This window comes from Occultella aeris (assembly GCF_902703175.1).
Taxonomy (GTDB): domain Bacteria; phylum Actinomycetota; class Actinomycetes; order Actinomycetales; family Beutenbergiaceae; genus Occultella; species Occultella aeris.
In genome coordinates, this window is sequence record NZ_CACRYJ010000030.1 from 17,478 (window position 1) to 38,365 (window position 20,888).

Sequence of the window (20,888 nt, forward strand, 5' to 3'; positions counted from 1 at the left end):
ATCCCAGTCCGTGGCTCACCCCGGGCACGGGTGAGGCGAGCCTTACACTGGAGGGGTCTGTGCTGCCCGCGAGAGCGTGGCAGCCCCCAATCCGTTGAAAGAGGCGTCTCACCCGTGCCCAGCAACACCAGGCTGCGTGTCGCCATCGTGGGAGCCGGCCCCGCCGGGATCTACGCGGCCGACATCCTCTCCAAGACCGACCTCGACGTCGACATCGACCTGTTCGAGCGGTTGCCCGCCCCGTTCGGTCTGGTGCGCTACGGCGTCGCCCCGGATCACCCCCGGATCAAGGCCATCATCGTGGCCCTGTACAAGGTGCTTCAGCGCGGGGACATCCGCCTGATCGGCAACGTGGACTTCGGCGCCGACGTCGACCTCGCGGAACTGCGCGAGTACTACGACGCGATCATCTTCTCCACCGGGGCGATCAAGGACGCCGACCTGCCCATCCCGGGTGTCGAGCTGGACGGCAGCTACGGCGCCGCGGACTTCGTGTCCTGGTACGACGGGCACCCGGACGTGCCCCGGACATGGCCGCTCGAGGCCCAGCAGGTCGCCGTGCTCGGCGTCGGGAATGTGGCGCTCGACGTCGCCCGGATCCTGGCCAAGCACGTCGAGGACCTGATGCCCACCGAGGTGCCGGACAACGTCGTCGAGGGTCTGCGCACCAGCCCCGTCACCGACGTGCACGTGTTCGGGCGCCGTGGGCCGGCACAGGTGAAGTTCACGCCGTTGGAACTGCGCGAGCTCGGCCACGTGCCGGACGTGGACATCGTGGTCTACCCCGAGGACTTCGACTTCGACGACGGTTCGGAGGAGGCGATCCGGTCCTCGAACCAGACCAAGCAGGTCGTCAAGACCCTCACGGACTGGACCCTGCGCGAGGAGTCGGAGTTGACCGCCTCCCGGCGGATCCACCTGCACTTCCTGCACCGGCCGGTGGAGATCCTCGGCGCCGACGGGAAGGTCACCGGGATCCGTACCGAGCGCACCGAACTCACCGGTGACGGCTCCGTGCGCGGCACCGGGGAGTTCGCGGAGTTCGATGTGCAGGCCGTCTACCGTGCGGTCGGGTACTTCGGCTCACCGCTGGCCGGGCTGCCGTTCGACGAAGCCGCCGGGGTGATCCCCAACGACGGTGGCAGGGTCCTCGACAACCACGGTCGGCACATCCCAGGTACCTACGCGACGGGCTGGATCAAGCGCGGCCCGGTCGGGCTGATCGGGCACACGAAGTCCGACGCCAACGAGACCATCCGGCACCTCGTCGACGACGTCGCCGGCGGCGCGGTGCCGAGTGCCCCGAAGCGTGACCCGCGGGCCATCCTGGAACGGCTCGAAGCGGACGGCGTGCCCTTCACCACCTGGCAGGGCTGGGAACTGCTTGACGCCTACGAGCGTTCTCTGGGTGAGGAGCAGGGCCGGGAACGGATCAAGGTCGTGCCGCGCGAGCACATGACCGAGATCTCCCGCCAGGCCCACGCTCCCGCCTGACGCTGCCCGGGACCGGTGGCGCCGATGAGCCGAGCCCGGGTCCCGTGCCAAGGGAAGGAGAGCGCCGCAGGTGATGGGTCACCGGTACTTGAACGGCGTCAAGACCGTCGCACTCTTCAGCCTGCTCTGGGTCGTGATCCTCGGCGTCGGCGCGATCGTCGCCGCGGGGACCCGGCGACCCGGCGCGATCTGGCTCTTCGCGGGCCTCGGGCTGGTGATGACGTTCGTCAGCTACTGGAACTCGGACAAGATCGCCATCCGCGCCATGGCCGCGCGACCGGTCTCCGAGGCCGAGGCACCGGCGATGTACGCGATCGTGCGCGAACTCTCCTCGAAGGCCCGGCAGCCGATGCCGCGGCTGTACATCTCGCCGACCGAGGCCCCGAACGCGTTCGCCACCGGGCGGAGCCCGCGTAATGCGGCGGTCTGCTGCACCGTCGGAATCCTGAAGATCCTCAACGAGCGGGAGCTGCGGGGCGTGCTCGCCCACGAGCTCTCGCACGTCTACAACCGGGACATCCTGACGTCCTCGATCGCTGCCGCGATGGCCGGGTTGATCACCTCCGCCGCGCAGTTCCTGCTGTTCTTCGGAGGAGGACGCGGCCGCGACGCCGGACCGCTGGCCCTGGTCGGGTCCCTCGCCATGGCGCTGCTCGCGCCGTTCGCCGGATCACTGATCAAGCTGGCCATCTCCCGCACGCGGGAGTACGACGCGGACGAAGACGGCGCCAAACTCACCGGCGACCCGCTCGCTCTCGCCAGCGCCCTGCGCAAGCTGGAGCGTGGTACCGCGGCGGCGCCGCTGCGGGCCGAGGGCGAGGTGGCCGACGTGTCCCACCTGATGATCGCCAACCCGTTCCGGGCCGGCTCCGTCAAGAAGATGTTCAACACCCATCCGCCGATGGCCGAACGGATCTCGCGCCTGGAAGGCATGGCGGGCAGCACCGGACTCAGCGACCCCAGCACCTGGTGAGAAGGGCCGGACCGGGCGAGGCACCCTGGCCCGGGTGAGGGCGCCAAACCGGGTCGTGTCCGTCGCCTACCGGTAGTTCACGAACTGCAGCGCGGCGTCGATGTCCTCGGCGCCCTTGAGGAGCGCGATGACCGTCTGCAGGTCGTCGCGGTTCTTCGAGGAGACGCGGACCTCGTCGCCGGTGATCTGGGTCTTGACGCCCTTGGGTGCCTCGTCCCGGATCAACTTGGTGATCTTCTTCGCGTTCTCACCGGACAGGCCCTCCTTGAGGGTGCCGGCCAGGCGGTACTCCTTGCCGGACAGTTGCGGCTCCTTCTCGGCGGTGTCGAACGCCTTCAGGGAGACGCCCCGGCGGATGAGCTTGCTCTGGAACACGTCGAGCACGGCGAGGACCCGCTCCTCGGAATTGGCGACCATCACGATGGCCTCCTCGCCGCTCCAGCTGATGGAGGCGCCGACGTTCTTGAAGTCGTACCGCTGGGAGAGTTCCTTGGCGGCCTGGTTCAACGCGTTGTCCACCTCCTGGCGGTCGACCTTGCTGACGACGTCGAACGAGGAATCGCTGGCCACAGGGGGCTCCTTCTGGAGTGTGCTTGACCACACCGCGGCCGCGGGCGGGCTCGCGATGGTCACGGGACGGTCCCGGACTTGGTATTGTTCCATCCGGTCCTTCGACCATACGGCGGGTTGCCCGAGCGGCCAAAGGGAGCTGACTGTAAATCAGCCGCGTTACGCTTCGCAGGTTCGAATCCTGCACCCGCCACCAGCGCCTGGGGCGCCTCCCACCGGAGGTGCCCCTTCGCCGTCGTCGGCGTCGAAGAGTCCGGCTGTGTGATGTTCGCCATGTTGGGCCCGATCCGGCCCGCTTGCGGCTCGTGTGAGCAGGACCTCGCGCTAGGATTTCGTCTGCAGGCGCACGAGCATGTAACCTCGTTCCCGCTGCCCCGATAGCTCAGTCGGTAGAGCGTCTCCATGGTAAGGAGAAGGTCTAGGGTTCGATTCCCTATCGGGGCTCTGCTCCACAGGTTGCCCACCGCCCCGGCGGCGGGCCGCCCGTGGGTCGAGGCGGGGTAGCTCAGTCGGTCAGAGCGCACGACTCATAATCGTGAGGTCGCGGGTTCGAGCCCCGCCCCCGCTACCGCATTCGAGAAGCAAACATCCGCACCAGCGCGGGTGCCAACGTGAGGAAGACCAGTGGCCAGCAAGTCTGCGGATGTCCGCCCCAAGATCACCCTTGCCTGCGAAGTGTGCAAGGAGCGCAACTACATCACCAAGAAGAACCGTCGGAACAACCCCGACCGGCTCGAGCTGGGCAAGTACTGCCCCCGCTGCAACGCCAAGACGACGCACCGCGAGACGCGCTGACCTCGGCGACTAGCATGACGGGCATGACTGAAGTCAATGCCGACCTCGTAGGGCGGGTGTTCTCCGGAACCCCGCCCTACGTCGTGTCCGCCGTCAAGATCGCCGAGTTCGCCGAGGCCGTGGGGGCCGGCTCACCCCTGCACCACGACCCCGCGGCGGCCCGAGCCGCTGGCCACGCCGACGTGATCGCCCCGGTCACCTTCGCCGTCGTGATCGCCCAGCGCGCCGAGGCCGAATACATCGACTCGCCGGAGGCCGGCATCGACTTCTCCCGCGTGGTGCACGCAAACGAGGCATTCACCGCGCACCGCCCGATCGTCGCGGGGGACCGGCTGCACACGGCCGTCCACGTGGACGCGGTCACCGAGCGGGCCGGCATCGCCATGGTCAGCACCCGGTGCGAGATCACCGATGACGGCGGGGCCCCCGTGGTGTCCGTGACCTCAACTCTCGCGGTACGGGGGACGGACGCGTGAGCGCCCTCACCGCCGACGTCGGCGTCGGCGCCGAGTTGTTCTCCGTCACCCGCAGCGTCGACCGGGCCGCCCTGGTGCGCTATGCGGGGGCCAGTGGCGACTTCAACCCGATCCACTGGAACGAGGCCTTCGCGCTCGAGGTTGGTCTGCCCGGCGTGATCGCGCACGGGATGCTCACCATGGGCGTCGCCGGATCCGCGCTGACCGACTGGCTCGACGACCCCACCGATGTGCTCTCCTACGGCGTGCGGTTCACCCGTCCGGTGCCGGTGCCCGACCCGGGCGCTGTTGAGCTGCTGATCGTGGCCACCGTCGGCGCCGTTGATCCCGGTGCGGGTACCGCCCGCGTGGACCTGCGGGTCACCGTCGAGGACAAGACCGTGCTCGGCAAGGCACAGGCACAGGTGCGGTTGCACTGAGCGCCGCCGCACGGCCCGACGGCGGTCGCTCGCCTCGTTCGCGGACGGTCAGGCCGGGGCCGGTCCGGTCGTGGTGCCCGGCCGCAACTCGACTGCCAGGACGGCGGAGCGCGCGCGCCCGCCGGCGGCGAGCGCGATCGCGGCCGCAGCGGCCAGGCGGCCCTTCTCCTGGATGGGCTGCGTCACCGTGGTGAGCACGTCCTCACCGAGCCAGGGCAGGTCCACGCCGTCGAACCCGGCGATCGAGACGTCCTGCGGCACCCGCAGTCCACGCTCGCGGGCGGCGAGCAACAGGCCGGCGGCGAGCAGGTCACTGAACCCGACCAACGCCGTCGGGCGGGGCGTGGCATCGAGCAGGGCGTGTCCGGCGCGGATGCCCTCCTCCACCCAGGACCCGCGGGCCACCTGGGCCGCCGAGGGCAGCACGCCACCTTCGAGCAGGCCCGCCCACCGGGCCGCGGTGTACGGAGCGGTGGAGCGGCCCGGCCGGGCCGGGTCCAACGGGCCGGGCTCGACGCGCGGTCCCCACGGCAGGGTGACCACCCCGACGACATCGTGGCCGAGCCCGCGCAGGTGCTCGGCGACGGCCCGCATCCCCGCGGCGTCCGTGACCCGGATCGAGACCGAGCCGCGCACGGCCATGTCCACGTGCACGGCCGGGACCGCGCGATCGCGCAGGACCCGCACCGAGGGGGCGCCGGCGGCGGCGCCGTTGAGCAGGATCGCGGCGTCCATCGCCGCGTGCCGGAGCAGGTCCGGGGCCTGGCCGGACGCGTCGTCGGTGGGCACGAGCAGCATGCCCAGATCCGACTCTCCGAGTGTGGTGGCGACGCCGTCGAGGGTCTGGATGGCCACCGGATCACGGAAGTTCTGACGCAGATCCTTGCGGACCACGACCCCGATCACGCCGCTGCGACCCCGCCGCAGCGACCGGGCCACCGGGTTCGGCCCGGAGTAGCCCAGGTCCGCGGCGGCCGCGAGCACCTTGGCCTTCGTGGCTGCCGAGATCGGACCGGCGCCGGAGAACGCGAGCGATGCCGTCGAGATCGAGACACCCGCGGCGCGGGCCACGTCGGTCAGTGTGGCGCGAGTGGTCACGGACGCCCTTCCTCCTCGACGACATCGGCTGTTCTGCTCCGCCGGCGGACGCGGCCAGGTTCCGTGGGGCCGGACGGCACACGATAGCCTAGGCCGGTCGAAACGTTGCGACATCCCGTACGTCCGAGAGTGACCATGACCCCCTCCGAGCCAGGCGCCGCTGTGTCAGTCCAGTCGGTGCACGCCCGCCGCGGCGCCGCAGCCGTGTTCGCGACGTTCGTCCTCAACGGCTTCACGTTCGCCAACTGGTTGGCGCGGATCCCGACGATCAGGGACGAGCTCGGCCTGCGGCCCGAGCAGCTCGGCCTGATCATCCTGCTGGGCTCACTCGGGTCGCTGACCGCGCTGCCCGTCACGGGCAGGATCCTGGTCCAGATCGGGGCAGTGCGGACCGTCATCGCGGCCTCCGTGGTGGCGGCCGCCGGTCTGGTCGTGGCCGTCACGGGGGTGGCCCAGATCAACCCGCTGCTGGTGGGGGCCGGCCTGTTCCTGTCGACGATGGGCATCGGGGCCTGGGACGTCGGCATGAACTTCGAAGGTGCCCGGGTGGAACAAGCACTCGGGCGGGCGATCATGCCCTGGTTCCACGGCGGCTTCTCGATCGGCACCGTGCTCGGCGCCGCTGCCGGTGGTCTGGCGATCCGCTTGGCCGTGCCCGTGCCGACCCACATGCTCGTGGTGGTCGGGGCCGCCGTCGTGCTGGTCGTGGTGATGACCCGCGGGTACCTCCCGGAGACGCCCGAGCAGCGCCGAGCCGCAGCAGTCCAGGGCGAGCACCACGGCACCCGCTCCTACCTCCGGTTCTGGCTCGAGCCGAGGACGCTGATGGTGGGCCTGGTGGTGCTCGCGGCGGCGCTGACCGAGGGAGCGGCCAACGACTGGCTCGCGCTCGCGGTGATCGACGGCTTCGAGACCCCGAACGAGACCGGCGCGTTCGGGCTCACCGTGTTCCTGACCGCGATGACCGTGATGCGCTTCCTCGGCACGTTCCTGCTGGACCGGTTCGGGCGGGTGGTCGTGCTCCGGCTGTGCACCGGCCTCGCCATCGTGGGCCTGCTCGTGTTCACCCTCTCGCCCACGCTGCCCCTCGCGCTCATCGGGGCGGTGCTCTGGGGGATGGGTGCCGCACTCGGCTTTCCGGTCGGGATGAGCGCGGCGTCCGACGACCCCGCGAAGGCCGCGGGTCGGTTGTCCGTGGTGGCCACGATCGGTTACACCGCGTTCCTGGTGGGGCCGGGACTGCTCGGCCTCCTCGCCAGCCACGTCGGGTACCGGCACGCCCTGCTGGCGATCCTGGTGCCGCTCGTCGTCGGCCTGCTCGTGATCCCCGCGGCACGGCCGCTGGGGCGTCCCGCTGAGGACCCCGACGGCGCAGCACCGGCCGCGTAGGTCGCTCCCGGCGCGCCGCACGCACCCGGGCTCGGCCGCCTCCGCGGCGTAGATTGGGGGGATGACGACCGCGGCCCAGTCCAACTCCCTGCGTACCCCGGCGCCGGTGCCGCTCGCCGACGCCACCACGCTACGGGTGGGCGGACCGGCCCGCCGCCAGGTCGAGGCCGCGACCGAAGCGGAGTTCATCGACGCGATCCGCGCCGCGGACGACGCCGGTGAGCCGCTCCTGGTGCTCGGCGGCGGTTCCAACGTGCTGATCGCCGACGACGGCTTCGACGGCGTGGTGCTGCGGGATGCCCGGCGCGGCGTCGTCGTGGAGAGCGAGGACACCTGCGGCGGCAGCTCCGCCCGGGTACCGGCCGGGCAGCCCTGGGACGAGTTCGTGGTGCGGGCCATCGAGGAGGGCTGGATGGGCGTCGAGGCGCTCTCCGGGATCCCCGGCTCCACCGGCGCCACACCGGTCCAGAACGTGGGCGCCTACGGCCAGGAGGTCAGCGACGTGATCTCCTCCGTGCGCACCTGGGACCGCGCGGAACGCCGGGTCCGCACCCTGGCCCGGGTGGACCTGAGGTTCGGCTACCGGGACTCACTGCTCAAACGGACCCTGCGCGCCCCGTCCGCGGACCGGATCTGGGGGCCGACGCCCCGGTATGTGGTCCTCGACGTCGGCTTCCAGTTGGTGCTAGCCACGCGCTCGGCCCCGATCCGCTACGCCGAGCTCGCCGCTGCCCTCGGCGTGGAACTCGGCCAGCGGGCTCCCTCGGTCGAGGTTCGCGAGGCGGTGCTGGGACTGCGCCGGCGCAAGGGCATGGTCCTCGACGCCGACGATCACGACACCTGGAGCGCCGGCTCGTTCTTCACGAACCCGATCCTGGCGGCCGACGACGCGGCGCGGCTGCCCGAGGGTGCGCCACGCTTCGACGCGGGCGACGGGCGGGTCAAGACCAGCGCCGCGTGGCTGATCGACCACTCCGGCTTCGGCAAGGGCTACGGCCTGCCCGGGCCGGCGGCACTGTCCACCAAGCACGTGCTCGCCCTGACCAACCGCGGCGATGCGAGTGCCGCGGACCTCGTCTCGTTGGCGCGGAAGGTCCGCGCCGGGGTACAGGCGGCGCACGGCATCACCCTGGTCCCGGAGCCGGTCCTGGTGGGTCTGACCCTCTGAGGCGCCGGGTTCCATCGCGCAACCGGCGCGGCCCGGAGATCAGGTGCCGTAGTCGGCGACGGCGGCCACGATCGTGTCCTGGACCCGAGGGTCCCCCAGGATGCGGAAGTGGCCACTGACCGGAACCCGGATGTTGCGGGCTCCCAGCAGTTCGCTGCCGCCCGGGATGTGCGGGTCCCAGGACGCGTGAACCGAGGTGATCGCGGCGTCCACGGCGCGTTGCCGGCCCAGTCGGCGCACTCCCGCGGGGGAGAGCGCTCGCACGGCCGCGACCGGCAGGTACCGGGCGTAGGAGGAGCCCGCGAACGGCGTGTTCACCGCCACCATGCCGAGCACCCGCGGTGCGCCGGCCACGCCGGCCGTCGCGACGCCGTCGAGCATCACCTGCTTGCCGATCAGGCCACCCTTGCTGTGCGCCACGAGGACCACGGCGGGTAGCGCCAGTGCCTCCAGGTGCCGCGCGACGACGTCGGCACCGGTCCGCACATCCGCATGGTTGAGGCCGAGCTCACGCACCACATGGACGGGGTGCCCGGCATCGTGCAGACGCTCTGCCAGCGGTTCCAGGAACCGCCAGGACTCGTAGACGCCGGGCACGAGGACCACCGGCAGGCCGGCCCCGGGCCGTGGTGCGCGCGCCCACGGCGGTTCGCGCGTCAGCAGGGAGTGGGCGATCCGGCCGACGGCGTAGGCGTAGTCGGCGGCCCAGGCCGCCGCTCGGCGCGCTGCGAGGGGGAGGTGCCTCACGTCGTGCCCGAGCCGTCGCTCCCGGCATGGGTGGGTTGCGGCTCGGCACGCGCGGCGCCGGGCCGGACGGGTCCCAGCCCGGGGTCCGGTGCGGCCAGCCATGCGTCCACGTCGGCGAGCATGGCGCGCTTCGACGTATCGGAAGCGCGCGAGGCCCGGATCGAACCGCGCGCGAGGTCGGCCACCCCGGCGTCGTCGAAGCCGTGCACCGTCCGGGCGCTCTCGTACTGGGCCAGCAGCCTCGAGCCGAACAGCAACGGGTCGTCCGCACCGAGGGCGATCGTCGCGCCGGCGTCGACGAGGGTGCGCAGCGGCACCTCGGCCGGCGTCGCGTACACCCCGAGGGACACGTTCGAGGCCGGGCACACCTCGAAGGCGATGCCGTCGGCGACCACCTTCTCGAGCAGAGCCGGGTCCTCGCTGACCCGGACCCCGTGACCGAGGCGGTCCGGGTGCAGGTGCGCCACGACCTGAGCGGCGTGCTCGGGCCCGAGGAGCTCACCGCCGTGGGGGACCAGGGCCAGGCCCGCGCGGGCCGCGATGTGGAAGGCCGCGGCGAAGTCCGACGTCTGCCCGCGGCGCTCGTCGTTGCTGAGGCCGAAGCCGATCACCCCGCCGGGCCCTTCGTCGGCGTGCCGTGCCGCGAGCCGGGCCAAGGTCCTGGCCTCCAACGGGTGCCTCATCCGCGAGCAGGCGATGATGATCGCGACCTCGACCCCGGTCGCAGCGCTCGCGGCCGCGGCCTCGTCGGTGACGATCTCCAGGGCGGGGGTGATGCCACCGACGAACGGGGCGTAGGAGGTCGGGTCGACCTGGAGCTCGAGGCGCCTGGATCCCTCGGCGGCATCGGCGGTAGCCGCGTCCCGGACGATCCGGCGCATCGCCGCCTCGCTGCGGACCACTGCCCGGGCGGCGTCATACATGCGCTGGAACCGGAACCAGCCGCGCTCGTTGGCCGGGAGCCGGAGCGGGTCACCGGCGACGGTCTCCCGCAGCGACTCCGGCAGTCGCATCCGACGCTCCGCGGCGAGCTCGGTGAGGGCTGCCGGGCTCATCGAGCCGGTGAAGTGCAGGTGCAGGTGCGCCTTGGGCAGGAGACGGAGATCGCGGGGCACATTCGTCACTCTAGGACGAGGATGAGAGTTCTCTCATGCGGACCTCACGTCGACGTCGATCGGGAGGTGGTGAGATGGGCGGCATGGAGACGTCGGAGCCGAGCACGGCCGCACGCGAGTCACGTGATCTCGAGGATCTCACCGGCCCGGGTCGCGTCGACATCGTGCGGGCTGCGCTGCTCGGGATCACCCCCGCCGACGGCGCGGCTCCGGTGGCCGTCCAACTGCACCTGTCCGTCGAGGTCGACCGGGTCCACCACCGTCCGGGAGCCGGGGTCTCCGTGGGCTACCGCGTCGGTTACGACGGGGGCGGTGGTCGGGTCAACGAATACCTCGTCGCAAGCACGGCGCCGCGGCTGCCCGAGTCCGATCAGGTCGCCCTGCTCGAGGACGGCGACAGGCAGGTGCGGGTCTGGCGCCACCCGCACGACCCGGCCCTGCCAGGGCTGGCGCAGGCGTGTGACGCCGAGACGGTGGCGCGGTGGCTCACCGACATCGGACGCCATCCGGCCGGGCCGGTCCGGCTCGATCTGGTCAGCTACCGGCCCAGCCGGCGCGCGGTGCTGCGCGCGGGTGCCGGCACCGATGCCGTGTTCGTGAAGGTGCTGGCGCCGCGACGGGTCGACGCCCTGCGTCGCAGGCACGAGGTGCTGACCGGGGCGGGTGTGCCCGCGCCGCGGGTCCTGGCTCAACCAGGGCCGGGGGTGCTCGTGACCGAGCGGGCACCGGGTCATGCCCTGGCGGAGGCGATCGCCGGGGCGCTGACGAACCCGGCCGGGCTACCCGGACCCGAGGTACTGGAGTCCTGGCTGGACTCGCTCCCCGCTGCGGTCACGGAGCTTCCGGCCCGGCCGTCCTGGGCGGATCGGATCGACTTCCACGCCGAGGCCGCCCGGGCCGCACTGCCGGCCGAGGCGGACCGGATCACCCGCCTCGAGACCGGTATCGCCGGGCTGCTCGCGCGGAGCCCGGACCGGCCAGCGGTACCCACGCATGGCGACTTCTACGAGGCGAACGTGTTCACGGCCGACGGTGCGGTCACCGCCGTCATCGACGTGGACTCGCTCGGTCCCGGGCGGCGCGCGGACGATCTGGGCACCTTGCTCGGCCACGTCGCCGTGCTGCCCGCGCTCGCGCCGCGCGTCTACGCACACGTGCCCGGGATCCTCCGGGAGTGGACGGCCTACTTCGAGACGCGGGCGGATCCCGTGGAGCTGCGGGCGCGCACCGCCGCCGTGGTGCTCTCCCTCGCGGCCGGGACCTCCCCGGAACAGGGCCTTGCGCGGCTCGCGGTCGCCGAGGCATGGCACACCGACGCGCAGCAGCGAACATGAGAGTTCTCTCATCCGGGTCTTCGCGTGTTCTCATCCTCGCGTGGCAGGCTGGCGGGGTCCGACCGGGAGAGCGAGGTGACGCATGCGCAAGCGAGCGGCATGGATGGTGACCGGAGCGCTGGGCCTCGCCGGGATGGCCGGAGGGTCGATCGCGCTCGTCTGGGACCCGATCGGTGACGAGTCGTTGCCGGGCGTCGGCATCACCGCACCGGACCAGGGTCAGGCAGCGACGGGTGACCTCGCCGACCCGGCGCTGCAGGACCCGGCGACGGTGGCCCCGGTCAGCGCGGTGACCGCGATCACGGCCGCCTCGGCATCCGACCCGGCGGCTACCGACGACGAGCCGTCCGCACCGTCACCGGTGGCTCAGGCCTCGCCCGTCTCGGCCCAGACCCCCGCCACGGTCGACTCCGCTCGGTCCGCAGGCTCCGCCGACTGATCCAGATCGAACCGCCCCTGCGGGGCCCACCACGATCGCCCGACGGCACCGGCCGTCGGGCGTTCGTCCTTGGCGGGTGAGAGAGCTTTCATCTTGGTCTCCTTGTGGCCTCATCGGCGCGCGGAACTGTGTCGGGTGTCAGCAAGTGGATCGCGGTCCCGTCGTGGGATCTCCGAACGTGGAGGAAGCATCATGAACAAGCGCACTGCATGGATCGTCACGGGAACGTTGGGTGTTGTGGCCGTGGCCGGCGGGGCTGTCGCTGCGTCGGCGGACTCGATGGGTCCGGCACCGGCTCCGGCTCCGGAGCAGTCGACGACGCAGACCGCTTCCGTGGCGTCGGCGGCGGCCCCTTCGGCGGCTTCGCCTGCGGCGCCGGCGACTCCTGCGGCGCCGGCGTCTCCCGCACCGGCCGCGACGGACCCGGCCACGGTGGACCCGGGCAGTGCGGTGTCGGCGGTGACCGCGATCAGCGCGGTGTCGGCGCAATCGGCCCAGTCGGCGCCGGCGAGCCCGGCCTCGGCTCCGTCTGCGGTGTCCGCGCCGTCGCCGGTCGCGAGCCCGGTCTCGGCGCCGAGTCCGGTGTCCGCGCAGAGTCCGGCCTCGCCGGCGAGCCCGGCGAGCGCCGCGTCGGCCAGCTCCGGCGACTGAGCCCGGCGCCGGCCGGCGCGCCGCAGGACCGCAACGACGAACGCCCGACGGCACCCACGCCGTCGGGCGTTCCGCATGGCCGGGTTGGGTCCGAGCCCCGAAGATGAGAGTTCTCTCATCATCTGCTCCTCAACGTCTCATCAACCGTCCCGAGACTGGACGCAGTCGAGAGCCGCCGATCGCGGCGCACGAACGAGGAGCGAAGAGTTGAACAAGCGAACCGCATGGATGGTCACCGGGGCACTGGGAGTCGTCGGTGTGGCTGGTGCGTCGATCGCCGCGGCGGCCGACAACCGCACCGGGGACGACCTGCCCGGCGTGAGCATCACGGTGCCCAGCCAGTCGCCCTCACCGGTCGAGACACCGGCCCCTGCGCCTGCCCCCACGAACCCCGCAACGGTGGATCCGGGTAGTGCCGTGACCGTCGTCAGCGCGCCCAGCCCGGCCGCACCGGCCCCGGTGGCACCCACCCCCGCACCCGCCCCGGCCCCGACCAGTTCCGCGCCGTCGCCGGTGGCCCAGGCCTCGCCGGTGTCGGCGGTGTCTGCGGTCTCGGCAGTGTCCGCCGACTCGGGGGACTGAAGCTCATCACGGCGTCGGGTGGCCGCCCGTCGGGGTCACCCGACGTTCGTGTGCCCGGCCCGCGCCCCAGTTCCTCGGTCATGGGTGAGAGAGGGCTCATCTTCGTCTCCTTGTGGCCTCATCCGGCGGCGGGATCGTGATGGGTGTCAGCAGGACTCGGAGGTTCCGCCGCTGGGCGGGACCGGATAGTGGAGGAAGCATCATGAACAAGCGCACTGCGTGGATCGTCACGGGAACGTTGGGTGTTGTGGCCGTGGCCGGCGGGGCTGTCGCTGCGTCGGCGGACTCGATGGGTCCGGCTCCGGCTCCGGCTCCGGAGCAGTCGGTTACGCAGACCACGTCGGCGGCGTCGGCGGCGGCCCCTTCGGCGGCTTCGCCTGCGGCGCCGGCGACTCCTGCGGCGCCGGCGTCTCCCGCACCGGCCGCGACGGACCCGGCCACGGTGGACCCGGGCAGTGCGGTGTCGGCGGTGACCGCGATCAGCGCGGTGTCGGCGCAATCGGCCCAGTCGGCGCCGGCGAGCCCGGCCTCGGCTCCGTCTGCGGTGTCCGCGCCGTCGCCGGTCGCGAGCCCGGTCTCGGCGCCGAGTCCGGTGTCCGCGCAGAGTCCGGCCTCGCCGGCGAGCCCGGCGAGCGCCGCGTCGGCCAGCTCCGGCGACTGAGCCCGGCGCCGGCCGGCGCGCCGCAGGACCGCAACGACGAACGCCCGACGGCACCCACGCCGTCGGGCGTTCCGCTTTCGGTACGGACCCGCAGACCATCGCGTCCTCAGCGTCAGGCGCACGGCTCCGACGCCGTCGGGTCCCTACGTCTCGTGGGTGCGGCACCGACGCCGTCGGGCGGCACCCGCCAGAGCGTCGCCTCGGGACTCAGCGCAGTCGGTAGCCCATCCCGCGCACCGTCTCGAAGCGCTCAGCGCCGAGCTTCTTGCGCAGGTAACGCACGTACACATCCACGACGTTCGAGCCAGGGTCGAAGTCGTAGCCCCAGACCCGGGAGAGCAGTTGCTCGCGGGTCAGTACCTGGCCGGGATTGCGCAGGAACGTCTCGGCGAGGGTGAACTCCCGCGCCGAGAGGTCCACCTCTGTGGTTCCGGCGCGAGCGCGGCGCGAGCGCAGGTCGAGGGAGAGATCGCCGTGCACGAGGGTGGTGGGCTCGGCCGCGCCGCCCTCGGACCGCAACCGCAGCCGGACCCGGGCGAGGAGCTCCTCGAACCGGAACGGCTTGGCCATGTAGTCGTCGGCGCCGCCCTCCAGGCCGGCCACCGTGTCGGTGACCGAGTTCCGTGCGGTCAGGATGATCACCGGGAAGGTGACGTTCATCGCGCGTACCTGGCGCAGTACCGCGAAGCCGTCCATGTCCGGCAGGCCGAGGTCGAGGATCATGAGATCGAAGTCGCCGGTGCTCGCGAGGTCCACGGCCTCCCGACCGGTGGTGACGGCGGTCGGCGCGTACCCGGCGGACCGCAGCCCCTTCGCGACGAACGACGAGATCCGGGTCTCGTCCTCAGCGATCAGGATCTGGCTCATCGGCGCTCCAGGGCGGTGGTGCTCGGCGCGTCGCCGGCGGGGGAGGGGGTCTCGGGCGGTTCGTCGGTGGCGTCGGAGTCGGTCGAATCGGCGTCGGTACTCTCGGACTCTGCCACGAGGGGCAGGTAGAGGCTCACCGTGGTGCCCTTGCCGATCCTGGACTCCACCGCCGTACGGCCACCGTGCGCGACGGCGATCGAGCGCACGATGGTCAGGCCGAGACCGGAGCCCTCGGCGGGGCTGCCGGCGCGTTCGAAGCGGTCGAAGATCCTGTCCAGGTGTTGCGGTGCGATCCCGACGCCCTCGTCGCGGACCCAGAGCCGCACCTCGGTGTGCGTCGCCGAGCTGCCCAGGGCGATGGTGGACCCCGGCTCGGAGAACTTCACCGCGTTCGACGCGAGCTGGAGCAGTGCTTGGGTGATCCGGCGGGGATCGATCTCGGCGGTGACATCGGCGAGTCCGTCGAGGACCCAGCGGCGGTCCGCCAGCGTGCGGGCCTTGGTGAGGACCTCGTCGGTGAGGAGCGCGATGTCCGTGGGTTCGGCCATGACGAAGTCGGGTCGGCCCGCCTTCGCCAGCGTGACCAGGTCCTCCACCAGGCCGTTCATCCGGTCGAGCTCGTCGAGGACGAGCTCCTTCGTGGCGGCGGCGTCCGCGGGGTCTGCCGCATCCATGAGTTCGAGGTGACCGCGGACGATGGTCAGCGGCGTGCGCAACTCGTGCCCGACGTCGTCGAGCAGTTGGCGCTGGGACCCGAACGCATCCTCCAGGCGAGCAAGCATGCTGTTCACAGTCTCCGTCAGCACGGCGAGATCGTCGTTGCCCACCACCGCGATCCGTCGCGAGAGGTCGCTGGAGTTGGAGATCTCAGCGGCCGTCGTCCGCAGGAGTCTGATCGGTTCGAGGAGGCTACCGACCACGAACCAGCCGATGATGGCCATCCAGACGATCGCGCCGAGCGCGACCAGGGCGTAGGTGCGGAACGTCGCACCCAACTCAGCGTGCTCGGCGTCGAGGTTCCAGGCGAGCACGAGCGCCCCGGGCACGCCGCCCGGTTCCGGGGCGACCGGCACGGCTGCGACGTAGTAGTTCCGCACGTCCGTGCTGACCTGCAGGTACCGACCTCTTTCCCAGCTGGACGCAGCGGAGACGGCGGCGGCGAGCCCGGGGTCATCCGCAAGCCATTGCTGCGTCGGACCGACTTGGGCGACCTGGTCCACCTCCGAGCCGAGCATCGAGAACATGGCCTCGTTCTCTTGCACCACCATCCGGCTCAGAGCGGTGCGCAGCAGCGCGCTCGCCGTAGCGAATGGACCGCCAGTCGCAGGGTCGATGCCCTCCGTCGCAAGCGTCTCGAACTCGGCCATCGAGTCCTGCAACACGGCCTTGACCCGGTCGTCGGTGCGTTGGGTCTCGAGGATGTAGGCCGTCGTGCCGGCGAGGGCGACCGTGAGGGTCGTGAGCAGCACGAGGGCGACCATGACCCGGGTGCGCACCGAGGCGCGCAGGCGGGAACGTCGGGTGGCCATCGGTCGATTATCCCGTAACCGTGACCCGGGCGCTGGCGGGTCGGAGGTGAGGCGCGGCACACGGGTTCGACCCATGGCGCGGACTCCCGTACACTCGTCCGAGGTGGTTGACGCCCGCCATGATGGAACACGCCCGCGAGGAGCTGTGATCCGCAGTTCGGGCGGCACTCATTGCAAAGGGTAGTGGCGCAATTGGTAGCGCACCGGTCTCCAAAACCGGCGGTTGAGGGTTCGAGTCCCTCCTGCCCTGCACATCTCGCTCGATCGCCGGTCGAGCCAGCACACACGAACGAGTTGGGGAACATCTGTGAGCACACCCACGAACCCGGAGTCGGGCGAACCCGACGGCGGCGAACGTGGCGACGTCACCGACCCCACGGAGGGTGTCACCCCAGGTGACACCGACGGTTCGGCGGACGTGAGCGAGGAATCGGTGGACGAGGCGGTCGACGCCGAGATTCCCGCCGATGACGAGGCCGAGGTTCCCGCCGAGGACGCCGATGCGAGCGCCGACGAGATCTCGACCGACCAGGCCGCGGCCACCTCGAGCCGCAGGGGCCGGTCCGAGCGCACCGCATCGGACTCCGCCGAGAAGTCGGCGACGAGGTCCGGGTCGTCGAAGTCCTCGGTTCGTTCCTCCTCGAGCAAGGCCGTGGCCGCGTCGGCGAGTGCCGGCAAGGGCCGGGCTACGCGCAGTCGCGCGGAGGCCGAGCGTGAGGTGCGGCCGAACGTGTTCGCGAGGATCGCGCTCTTCGTCCGCCAGGTCATCGCCGAGCTCAGGAAGGTCGTCACCCCGACCCGGTCGGAGCTGCTGACATTCATCGCCGTTGTCGTGGTGTTCGTGCTGATCGTCATGGCATATGTCGGTGTGCTGGACTTCGCGATCGGCAAGCTGGTGCTCTGGGCGTTCGGCGCCTAGCGCGGCAGCCATCCCGGCTGCCTGGAGACCACTCCGGTATGGCGCCGGCGGTACGAAGCGGGACAATGACGAGGTCGGGAAGGTTCCGATCTCGACGAAGCATGCAGGATCATCGAGCAGGACAAGACGAGGGAAGCAGGTCAGGACGTGTCTGAAGAGACCCGCGACGTGGACGAGACGGTCGACGTCGTCGAGGAGGTCGGCGCCGAGGGCGTGGACTCCGCCGACGGTGCGGACTCCGCGGACATCGCCGAGGACTCGGCCGTGTCCGACGGCGAGGCCGACGCAGTGGACGAGGCCGTGGTCGAGGACGTGGCCGCAGTCGAGGACGAGGACGAGGACCCGCTGGTCGCGTTCCGCCGTGAGCTGCGCTCGCTCCCCGGTGACTGGTACGTGATCCACTCCTACGCCGGCTACGAGAACCGCGTGAAGGTCAACCTCGAGTCCCGGATCCAGTCCCTCAACATGGAGGACTACATCTTCCAGGTCGAGGTGCCCATGGAGGAGGTCGTCGAGATCAAGAACTCCGTGCGCAAGGTGGTCCGCCGGGTGCGGATCCCCAGCTACGTGCTGGTGCGGATGGACCTGACCGACGAGTCCTGGGGCGCCGTCCGGCACACCCCGGGTGTCACCGGTTTCGTGGGGCACACCCACTCCCCGGTCCCGTTGAGCCTCGATGAGGTCATGTCGATGCTCGCCACGACGGTGGAGCAGAAGGCCCCGACCGCGACCGGTGGACGCACCACCGCCGCCAGCCCAGCCGTGCAGGTCGACTTCACCGTCGGCGAATCGGTCACCGTCACCGACGGCCCGTTCGACACCCTGCCGGCCACCATCTCCGAGATCAACGCCGAGGGCCAGAAGCTCAAGGTGCTGGTCTCGATCTTCGGCCGCGAGACTCCCGTCGAGCTGTCGTTCAACCAGGTCGCCAAGATCTGAGCCCGCTCACCCGAGCAGGGGCCCGCCATCGTGGGTCCTGACCGCAAGGTCGTGCAACCGGGTCATCGCCCAAGGCGTCGGCCCACCAACAGGAAGCAGTAGAGCATGCCCCCCAAGAAGAAGGTCACCGGCCTCATCAAGCTCCAGATCCAGGCCGGCGCGGCCAACCCCGCGCCGCCGATCGGCCCCGCGCTCGGTCAGCACGGCGTGAACATCATGGAGTTCTGCAAGGCCTACAACGCGGCGACCGAGTCGCAGCGCGGCAACGTCATCCCGGTCGAGATCACCGTGTACGAGGACCGTTCGTTCACGTTCATCACGAAGACGCCGCCGGCCGCCGAGCTCATCAAGAAGGCCGCCGGCGTGGCCAAGGGCTCCGGTACCCCGCACACCACCAAGGTCGGCTCGCTGACCAAGGATCAGGTCCGCGAGATCGCCCAGACGAAGTTCGAGGACCTCAACGCCAACGATCTCGACGCCGCGTCGCTGATCATCGCCGGCACCGCCCGTTCCATGGGCATCACCGTCAAGGACTGAACCCCCGTCCCTGACCCATCCCCGCGGTGAGCGTCACGCGCACCGCACAGTGGAAGGGCCCGCGCGGGCCCGCACCACGACTGCTCACATGAAGGAGAAGCAGATGACTACGCGCAGCAAGGATTACCGCAAGGCCGCCGAACTCGTGCAGGCCGACCACGTCTACGCCCCGGCGGAGGCCATCGAGGTGGCCCGCAAGGGTGCCGCGACGAAGTTCGACTCGACCGTCGAGGTCGTGTTCCGGCTCGGGGTCGACCCCCGCAAGGCCGACCAGATGGTTCGCGGCACCGTGAACCTCCCGCACGGCACCGGCAAGACCGCTCGGGTCCTGGTGTTCGCCACCGGTGACCGCGCGGAGCAGGCCATCGCGGCCGGCGCCGACGAGGTCGGTGGCGACGAGCTCATCGAGAAGGTCGCCGGCGGCTACACCGACTTCGACGCGGCCGTGGCCACGCCGGACCTGATGGGCAAGGTCGGTCGTCTGGGCCGCGTGCTCGGGCCCCGTGGCCTGATGCCGAACCCGAAGACCGGCACCGTCACCATGGACGTCGCCAAGGCCGTGACCGACATCAAGGGCGGCAAGATCGACTTCCGGGTGGACAAGCACGGCAACCTGCACTTCATCATCGGGAAGGTCTCGTTCGACCAGGCGCAGCTGCTGGAGAACTACACGGCCGCCTATGAGGAGGTCATGCGCCTCAAGCCCGCCTCCTCCAAGGGCCGCTACATCACCAAGGCCGTGCTGAGCACGACCATGGGTCCCGGCATCGCGATCGACCCGGGGAAGCTGGCTGTCGAGACCGCCTGAGCCCAGCCGCGGCGATCCGCCGGCCGGATCCCCGTACGTCGCACACGCGGCCCGGTCCCTCCATCGGAGGGACCGGGCCGTCTTCGTCCGGACCAGTAGCCGGCCGGGGTCGCCCGTGATGCATCGCACAGGCCCTGCGATTTGGTCGGGCACGAAGGGCTGTGTAGAGTGGCACCTGCCCAAGACCGCCGGTCGCCCGTCACACGACGGGGCCAAGTCCGCAGATGCGGAGCCAGCGCAGGTGAACGAGTTCGATCAAGTGCCGGAGCGTCAGCGCTCCGAATCCGAACCCCGTGCATCTGCGCGGGGTTCTTTCCGTATGTGCACCCTCGACCTTCGCGGCACATCTCGGAAGGAGGGCCCATGGCACGGCCTGACAAGGCGGCAGCAGTTGCCGAACTGACGGAGAAGTTCCGCCAGTCCACGGCCGCTGTGCTGACCGAGTACCGCGGGCTCACGGTGGCCCAGCTCAAGGCGCTGCGCACCGATCTCGGCGGTACCACCAGCTTCGCCGTGGTGAAGAACACGCTCACCGGCATTGCGGCCAAGGAAGCCGGCATCGACGCGTTCGATGGCGAGCTCACCGGGCCGTCGGCCATCGCCTTCGTCTCCGGTGACCCGGTCGAGGCGGCGAAGAGCCTGCGTGACTTCGCCAAGGCGAACCCCAAGCTGGTCATCAAGGGTGGTGTCCTCGACGGGCGCGCCCTGACGTCCGCGGACGTCACCAAACTCGCGGACCTCGAGTCCCGCGAGGTGCTCCTGGCCAAGGCGGCCGGCGCGTTCAAGGCGAAGCTGCACCAGGCGGCCTACGTCTTCAACGCTCCCGCTGCCAAGGCGGTGCGCACCATCGAAGCCCTGCGTGAGAAGCAGGCGACGGAGTCCGCGGCCTGAGGCCCGGTCTTCGACCAACCACACACTGCTTCTCCGCAAGCAGGACCAACAGGAAGGAACGCCATCATGGCGAAGCTCAGCACCGACGAGCTCATTGACGCTTTCAAGGAGCTCACCCTGATCGAGCTCTCCGAGTTCGTGAAGCAGTTCGAGGAGACCTTCGAGGTCACCGCCGCCGCTCCGGCCGCCGTTGCGGTCGCCGCCGGCCCCGCCGCCGGTGGCGGCGAGGACGAGGCCGAGGAGCAGACCGAGTTCGACGTCATCCTCGACTCCGTCGGCGACAAGAAGATCCAGGTCATCAAGGAGGTGCGCGCCCTCACGAGCCTCGGCCTGAAGGAGGCCAAGGACCTCGTCGACAGCGCCCCCAAGGCGATCGTCGAGGGCGTGGCGAAGGACGTCGCCGAGAAGGCGAAGGAAGCCCTCGAAGGCGCCGGCGCCACCGTCACCGTCAAGTGATCTGACGGCGGGTGCTCAGTTCCGCCGGTTC

24 protein-coding genes and 4 tRNA genes are annotated in these 20,888 nt (G+C 70.9%); 20 read left to right on the top strand and 8 right to left on the bottom strand.

Annotation, left to right across the window (positions count from 1 at the left end; translation table 11 throughout):
- Positions 1-114: 114 nt before the first annotated feature.
- Positions 115-1,494, top strand: coding sequence for an FAD-dependent oxidoreductase (locus tag HALOF300_RS10750; protein WP_231955241.1), 1,380 nt, complete (start codon positions 115-117; stop codon positions 1,492-1,494).
- Between the two features lie 73 nt (positions 1,495-1,567).
- Positions 1,568-2,467 carry a zinc metalloprotease HtpX gene (htpX, locus tag HALOF300_RS10755; protein WP_156740963.1) on the top strand — a complete coding sequence of 300 codons (900 nt, stop codon included), beginning with the start codon at positions 1,568-1,570 and terminating at the stop codon, positions 2,465-2,467.
- Positions 2,468-2,533: 66 nt separating this feature from the next.
- Here htpX and HALOF300_RS10760 read toward each other — a convergent pair whose 3' ends face one another.
- Positions 2,534-3,037, bottom strand: a complete 504-nt coding sequence (locus HALOF300_RS10760) for a YajQ family cyclic di-GMP-binding protein (RefSeq protein WP_197522472.1) — start codon at positions 3,035-3,037, stop codon at positions 2,534-2,536.
- Between the two features lie 111 nt (positions 3,038-3,148).
- Here HALOF300_RS10760 and HALOF300_RS10765 point away from each other — a divergent pair.
- The 6 genes from HALOF300_RS10765 to HALOF300_RS10790 all read left to right on the top strand — a co-directional run bounded on the left by HALOF300_RS10765 (position 3,149) and on the right by HALOF300_RS10790 (position 4,727).
- Positions 3,149-3,233: transfer RNA gene (locus tag HALOF300_RS10765), tRNA-Tyr, on the top strand.
- A gap of 175 nt (positions 3,234-3,408) precedes the next feature.
- Positions 3,409-3,481: transfer RNA gene (locus HALOF300_RS10770), tRNA-Thr, on the top strand.
- A 50-nt stretch (positions 3,482-3,531) separates the two neighbouring features.
- Positions 3,532-3,605 (top strand) — tRNA-Met (locus HALOF300_RS10775).
- Between the two features lie 56 nt (positions 3,606-3,661).
- Complete coding sequence (gene rpmG, locus HALOF300_RS10780) at positions 3,662-3,832, top strand: 50S ribosomal protein L33 (protein ID WP_156740964.1); 171 nt, start codon at positions 3,662-3,664, stop codon at positions 3,830-3,832.
- A 23-nt stretch (positions 3,833-3,855) separates the two neighbouring features.
- Positions 3,856-4,308, top strand: a complete 453-nt coding sequence (locus HALOF300_RS10785; RefSeq protein ID WP_231955242.1) for an FAS1-like dehydratase domain-containing protein — start codon at positions 3,856-3,858, stop codon at positions 4,306-4,308.
- Positions 4,305-4,727, top strand: a complete 423-nt coding sequence (locus HALOF300_RS10790; RefSeq protein ID WP_156740966.1) for a MaoC family dehydratase — start codon at positions 4,305-4,307, stop codon at positions 4,725-4,727. Before HALOF300_RS10785 ends, HALOF300_RS10790 begins: the two co-directional genes overlap by 4 nt.
- A gap of 48 nt (positions 4,728-4,775) precedes the next feature.
- Here the strand turns inward: HALOF300_RS10790 and HALOF300_RS10795 are convergent, their stop codons facing one another.
- The gene (locus tag HALOF300_RS10795) at positions 4,776-5,825 is read right to left on the bottom strand and encodes a LacI family DNA-binding transcriptional regulator (protein WP_231955243.1); all 1,050 of its coding nucleotides are present in this window, start codon (positions 5,823-5,825) and stop codon (positions 4,776-4,778) included.
- A gap of 162 nt (positions 5,826-5,987) precedes the next feature.
- On the opposite strand from HALOF300_RS10795, the gene HALOF300_RS10800 reads away from it, so the two are divergent.
- Both HALOF300_RS10800 and HALOF300_RS10805 read left to right on the top strand, forming a co-directional pair.
- Positions 5,988-7,214 (top strand): MFS transporter, encoded by a 1,227-nt coding sequence (locus HALOF300_RS10800; protein WP_231955244.1) that lies wholly within the window; start codon positions 5,988-5,990, stop codon positions 7,212-7,214.
- 61 nt (positions 7,215-7,275) lie between these two features.
- Positions 7,276-8,382 carry a UDP-N-acetylmuramate dehydrogenase gene (locus HALOF300_RS10805; protein WP_156740969.1) on the top strand — a complete coding sequence of 369 codons (1,107 nt, stop codon included), beginning with the start codon at positions 7,276-7,278 and terminating at the stop codon, positions 8,380-8,382.
- A 39-nt stretch (positions 8,383-8,421) separates the two neighbouring features.
- On the opposite strand, the gene HALOF300_RS10810 is transcribed toward HALOF300_RS10805, so the two are convergent.
- Together HALOF300_RS10810 and HALOF300_RS10815 are read right to left on the bottom strand one after the other, a co-directional pair.
- Entirely contained in the window at positions 8,422-9,129 is a 708-nt protein-coding gene (locus HALOF300_RS10810) for an esterase/lipase family protein (RefSeq protein WP_156740970.1), read from the bottom strand.
- Positions 9,126-10,244 (bottom strand): adenosine deaminase, encoded by a 1,119-nt coding sequence (locus HALOF300_RS10815; RefSeq protein WP_197522473.1) that lies wholly within the window; start codon positions 10,242-10,244, stop codon positions 9,126-9,128. Before HALOF300_RS10815 ends, HALOF300_RS10810 begins: the two co-directional genes overlap by 4 nt.
- Before the next feature lie 74 nt (positions 10,245-10,318).
- On the opposite strand from HALOF300_RS10815, the gene HALOF300_RS10820 reads away from it, so the two are divergent.
- Together HALOF300_RS10820 and HALOF300_RS10825 are read left to right on the top strand one after the other, a co-directional pair.
- Complete coding sequence (locus HALOF300_RS10820) at positions 10,319-11,578, top strand: phosphotransferase family protein (protein WP_156740972.1); 1,260 nt, start codon at positions 10,319-10,321, stop codon at positions 11,576-11,578.
- Positions 11,579-11,660: 82 nt separating this feature from the next.
- Entirely contained in the window at positions 11,661-12,017 is a 357-nt protein-coding gene (locus HALOF300_RS10825) for a hypothetical protein (RefSeq protein ID WP_156740973.1), read from the top strand.
- 110 nt (positions 12,018-12,127) lie between these two features.
- Here HALOF300_RS10825 and HALOF300_RS10830 read toward each other — a convergent pair whose 3' ends face one another.
- Positions 12,128-12,787, bottom strand: a complete 660-nt coding sequence (locus HALOF300_RS10830) for a hypothetical protein (RefSeq protein ID WP_156740974.1) — start codon at positions 12,785-12,787, stop codon at positions 12,128-12,130.
- Between the two features lie 88 nt (positions 12,788-12,875).
- On the opposite strand from HALOF300_RS10830, the gene HALOF300_RS10835 reads away from it, so the two are divergent.
- Positions 12,876-13,250: a hypothetical protein gene (locus HALOF300_RS10835; protein WP_156740975.1), complete on the top strand. Its 375-nt coding sequence runs from the start codon at positions 12,876-12,878 to the stop codon at positions 13,248-13,250.
- Between the two features lie 96 nt (positions 13,251-13,346).
- Here HALOF300_RS10835 and HALOF300_RS10840 read toward each other — a convergent pair whose 3' ends face one another.
- The 3 genes from HALOF300_RS10840 to HALOF300_RS10850 all read right to left on the bottom strand — a co-directional run bounded on the left by HALOF300_RS10840 (position 13,347) and on the right by HALOF300_RS10850 (position 16,307).
- Positions 13,347-14,033 carry a hypothetical protein gene (locus tag HALOF300_RS10840; protein ID WP_156740976.1) on the bottom strand — a complete coding sequence of 229 codons (687 nt, stop codon included), beginning with the start codon at positions 14,031-14,033 and terminating at the stop codon, positions 13,347-13,349.
- Between the two features lie 85 nt (positions 14,034-14,118).
- A complete protein-coding gene (locus HALOF300_RS10845; RefSeq protein ID WP_156740977.1) occupies positions 14,119-14,778 on the bottom strand; it encodes a response regulator transcription factor in 660 nt (219 codons plus the stop codon).
- Positions 14,775-16,307, bottom strand: a complete 1,533-nt coding sequence (locus HALOF300_RS10850; protein ID WP_156740978.1) for a sensor histidine kinase — start codon at positions 16,305-16,307, stop codon at positions 14,775-14,777. The genes HALOF300_RS10845 and HALOF300_RS10850 overlap by 4 nt, the downstream gene beginning before the upstream one ends.
- A gap of 177 nt (positions 16,308-16,484) precedes the next feature.
- Here HALOF300_RS10850 and HALOF300_RS10855 point away from each other — a divergent pair.
- The 7 genes from HALOF300_RS10855 (at position 16,485) to rplL (ending at position 20,857) form a co-directional block, all read left to right on the top strand.
- Positions 16,485-16,557 (top strand) — tRNA-Trp (locus HALOF300_RS10855).
- Between the two features lie 57 nt (positions 16,558-16,614).
- Positions 16,615-17,226, top strand: a complete 612-nt coding sequence (gene secE / locus HALOF300_RS27725; protein ID WP_408636809.1) for a preprotein translocase subunit SecE — start codon at positions 16,615-16,617, stop codon at positions 17,224-17,226.
- A 147-nt stretch (positions 17,227-17,373) separates the two neighbouring features.
- Positions 17,374-18,165, top strand: a complete 792-nt coding sequence (gene nusG, locus HALOF300_RS10865) for a transcription termination/antitermination protein NusG (RefSeq protein WP_197522474.1) — start codon at positions 17,374-17,376, stop codon at positions 18,163-18,165.
- Positions 18,166-18,270: 105 nt separating this feature from the next.
- Positions 18,271-18,702, top strand: a complete 432-nt coding sequence (gene rplK, locus HALOF300_RS10870; RefSeq protein WP_154792901.1) for a 50S ribosomal protein L11 — start codon at positions 18,271-18,273, stop codon at positions 18,700-18,702.
- A 103-nt stretch (positions 18,703-18,805) separates the two neighbouring features.
- Complete coding sequence (gene rplA, locus HALOF300_RS10875) at positions 18,806-19,510, top strand: 50S ribosomal protein L1 (RefSeq protein ID WP_156740979.1); 705 nt, start codon at positions 18,806-18,808, stop codon at positions 19,508-19,510.
- A gap of 363 nt (positions 19,511-19,873) precedes the next feature.
- Complete coding sequence (rplJ, locus tag HALOF300_RS10880) at positions 19,874-20,401, top strand: 50S ribosomal protein L10 (protein ID WP_156740980.1); 528 nt, start codon at positions 19,874-19,876, stop codon at positions 20,399-20,401.
- Positions 20,402-20,467: 66 nt separating this feature from the next.
- The gene (rplL, locus tag HALOF300_RS10885) at positions 20,468-20,857 is read left to right on the top strand and encodes a 50S ribosomal protein L7/L12 (protein ID WP_154792904.1); all 390 of its coding nucleotides are present in this window, start codon (positions 20,468-20,470) and stop codon (positions 20,855-20,857) included.
- Positions 20,858-20,888: the final 31 nt, after the last annotated feature.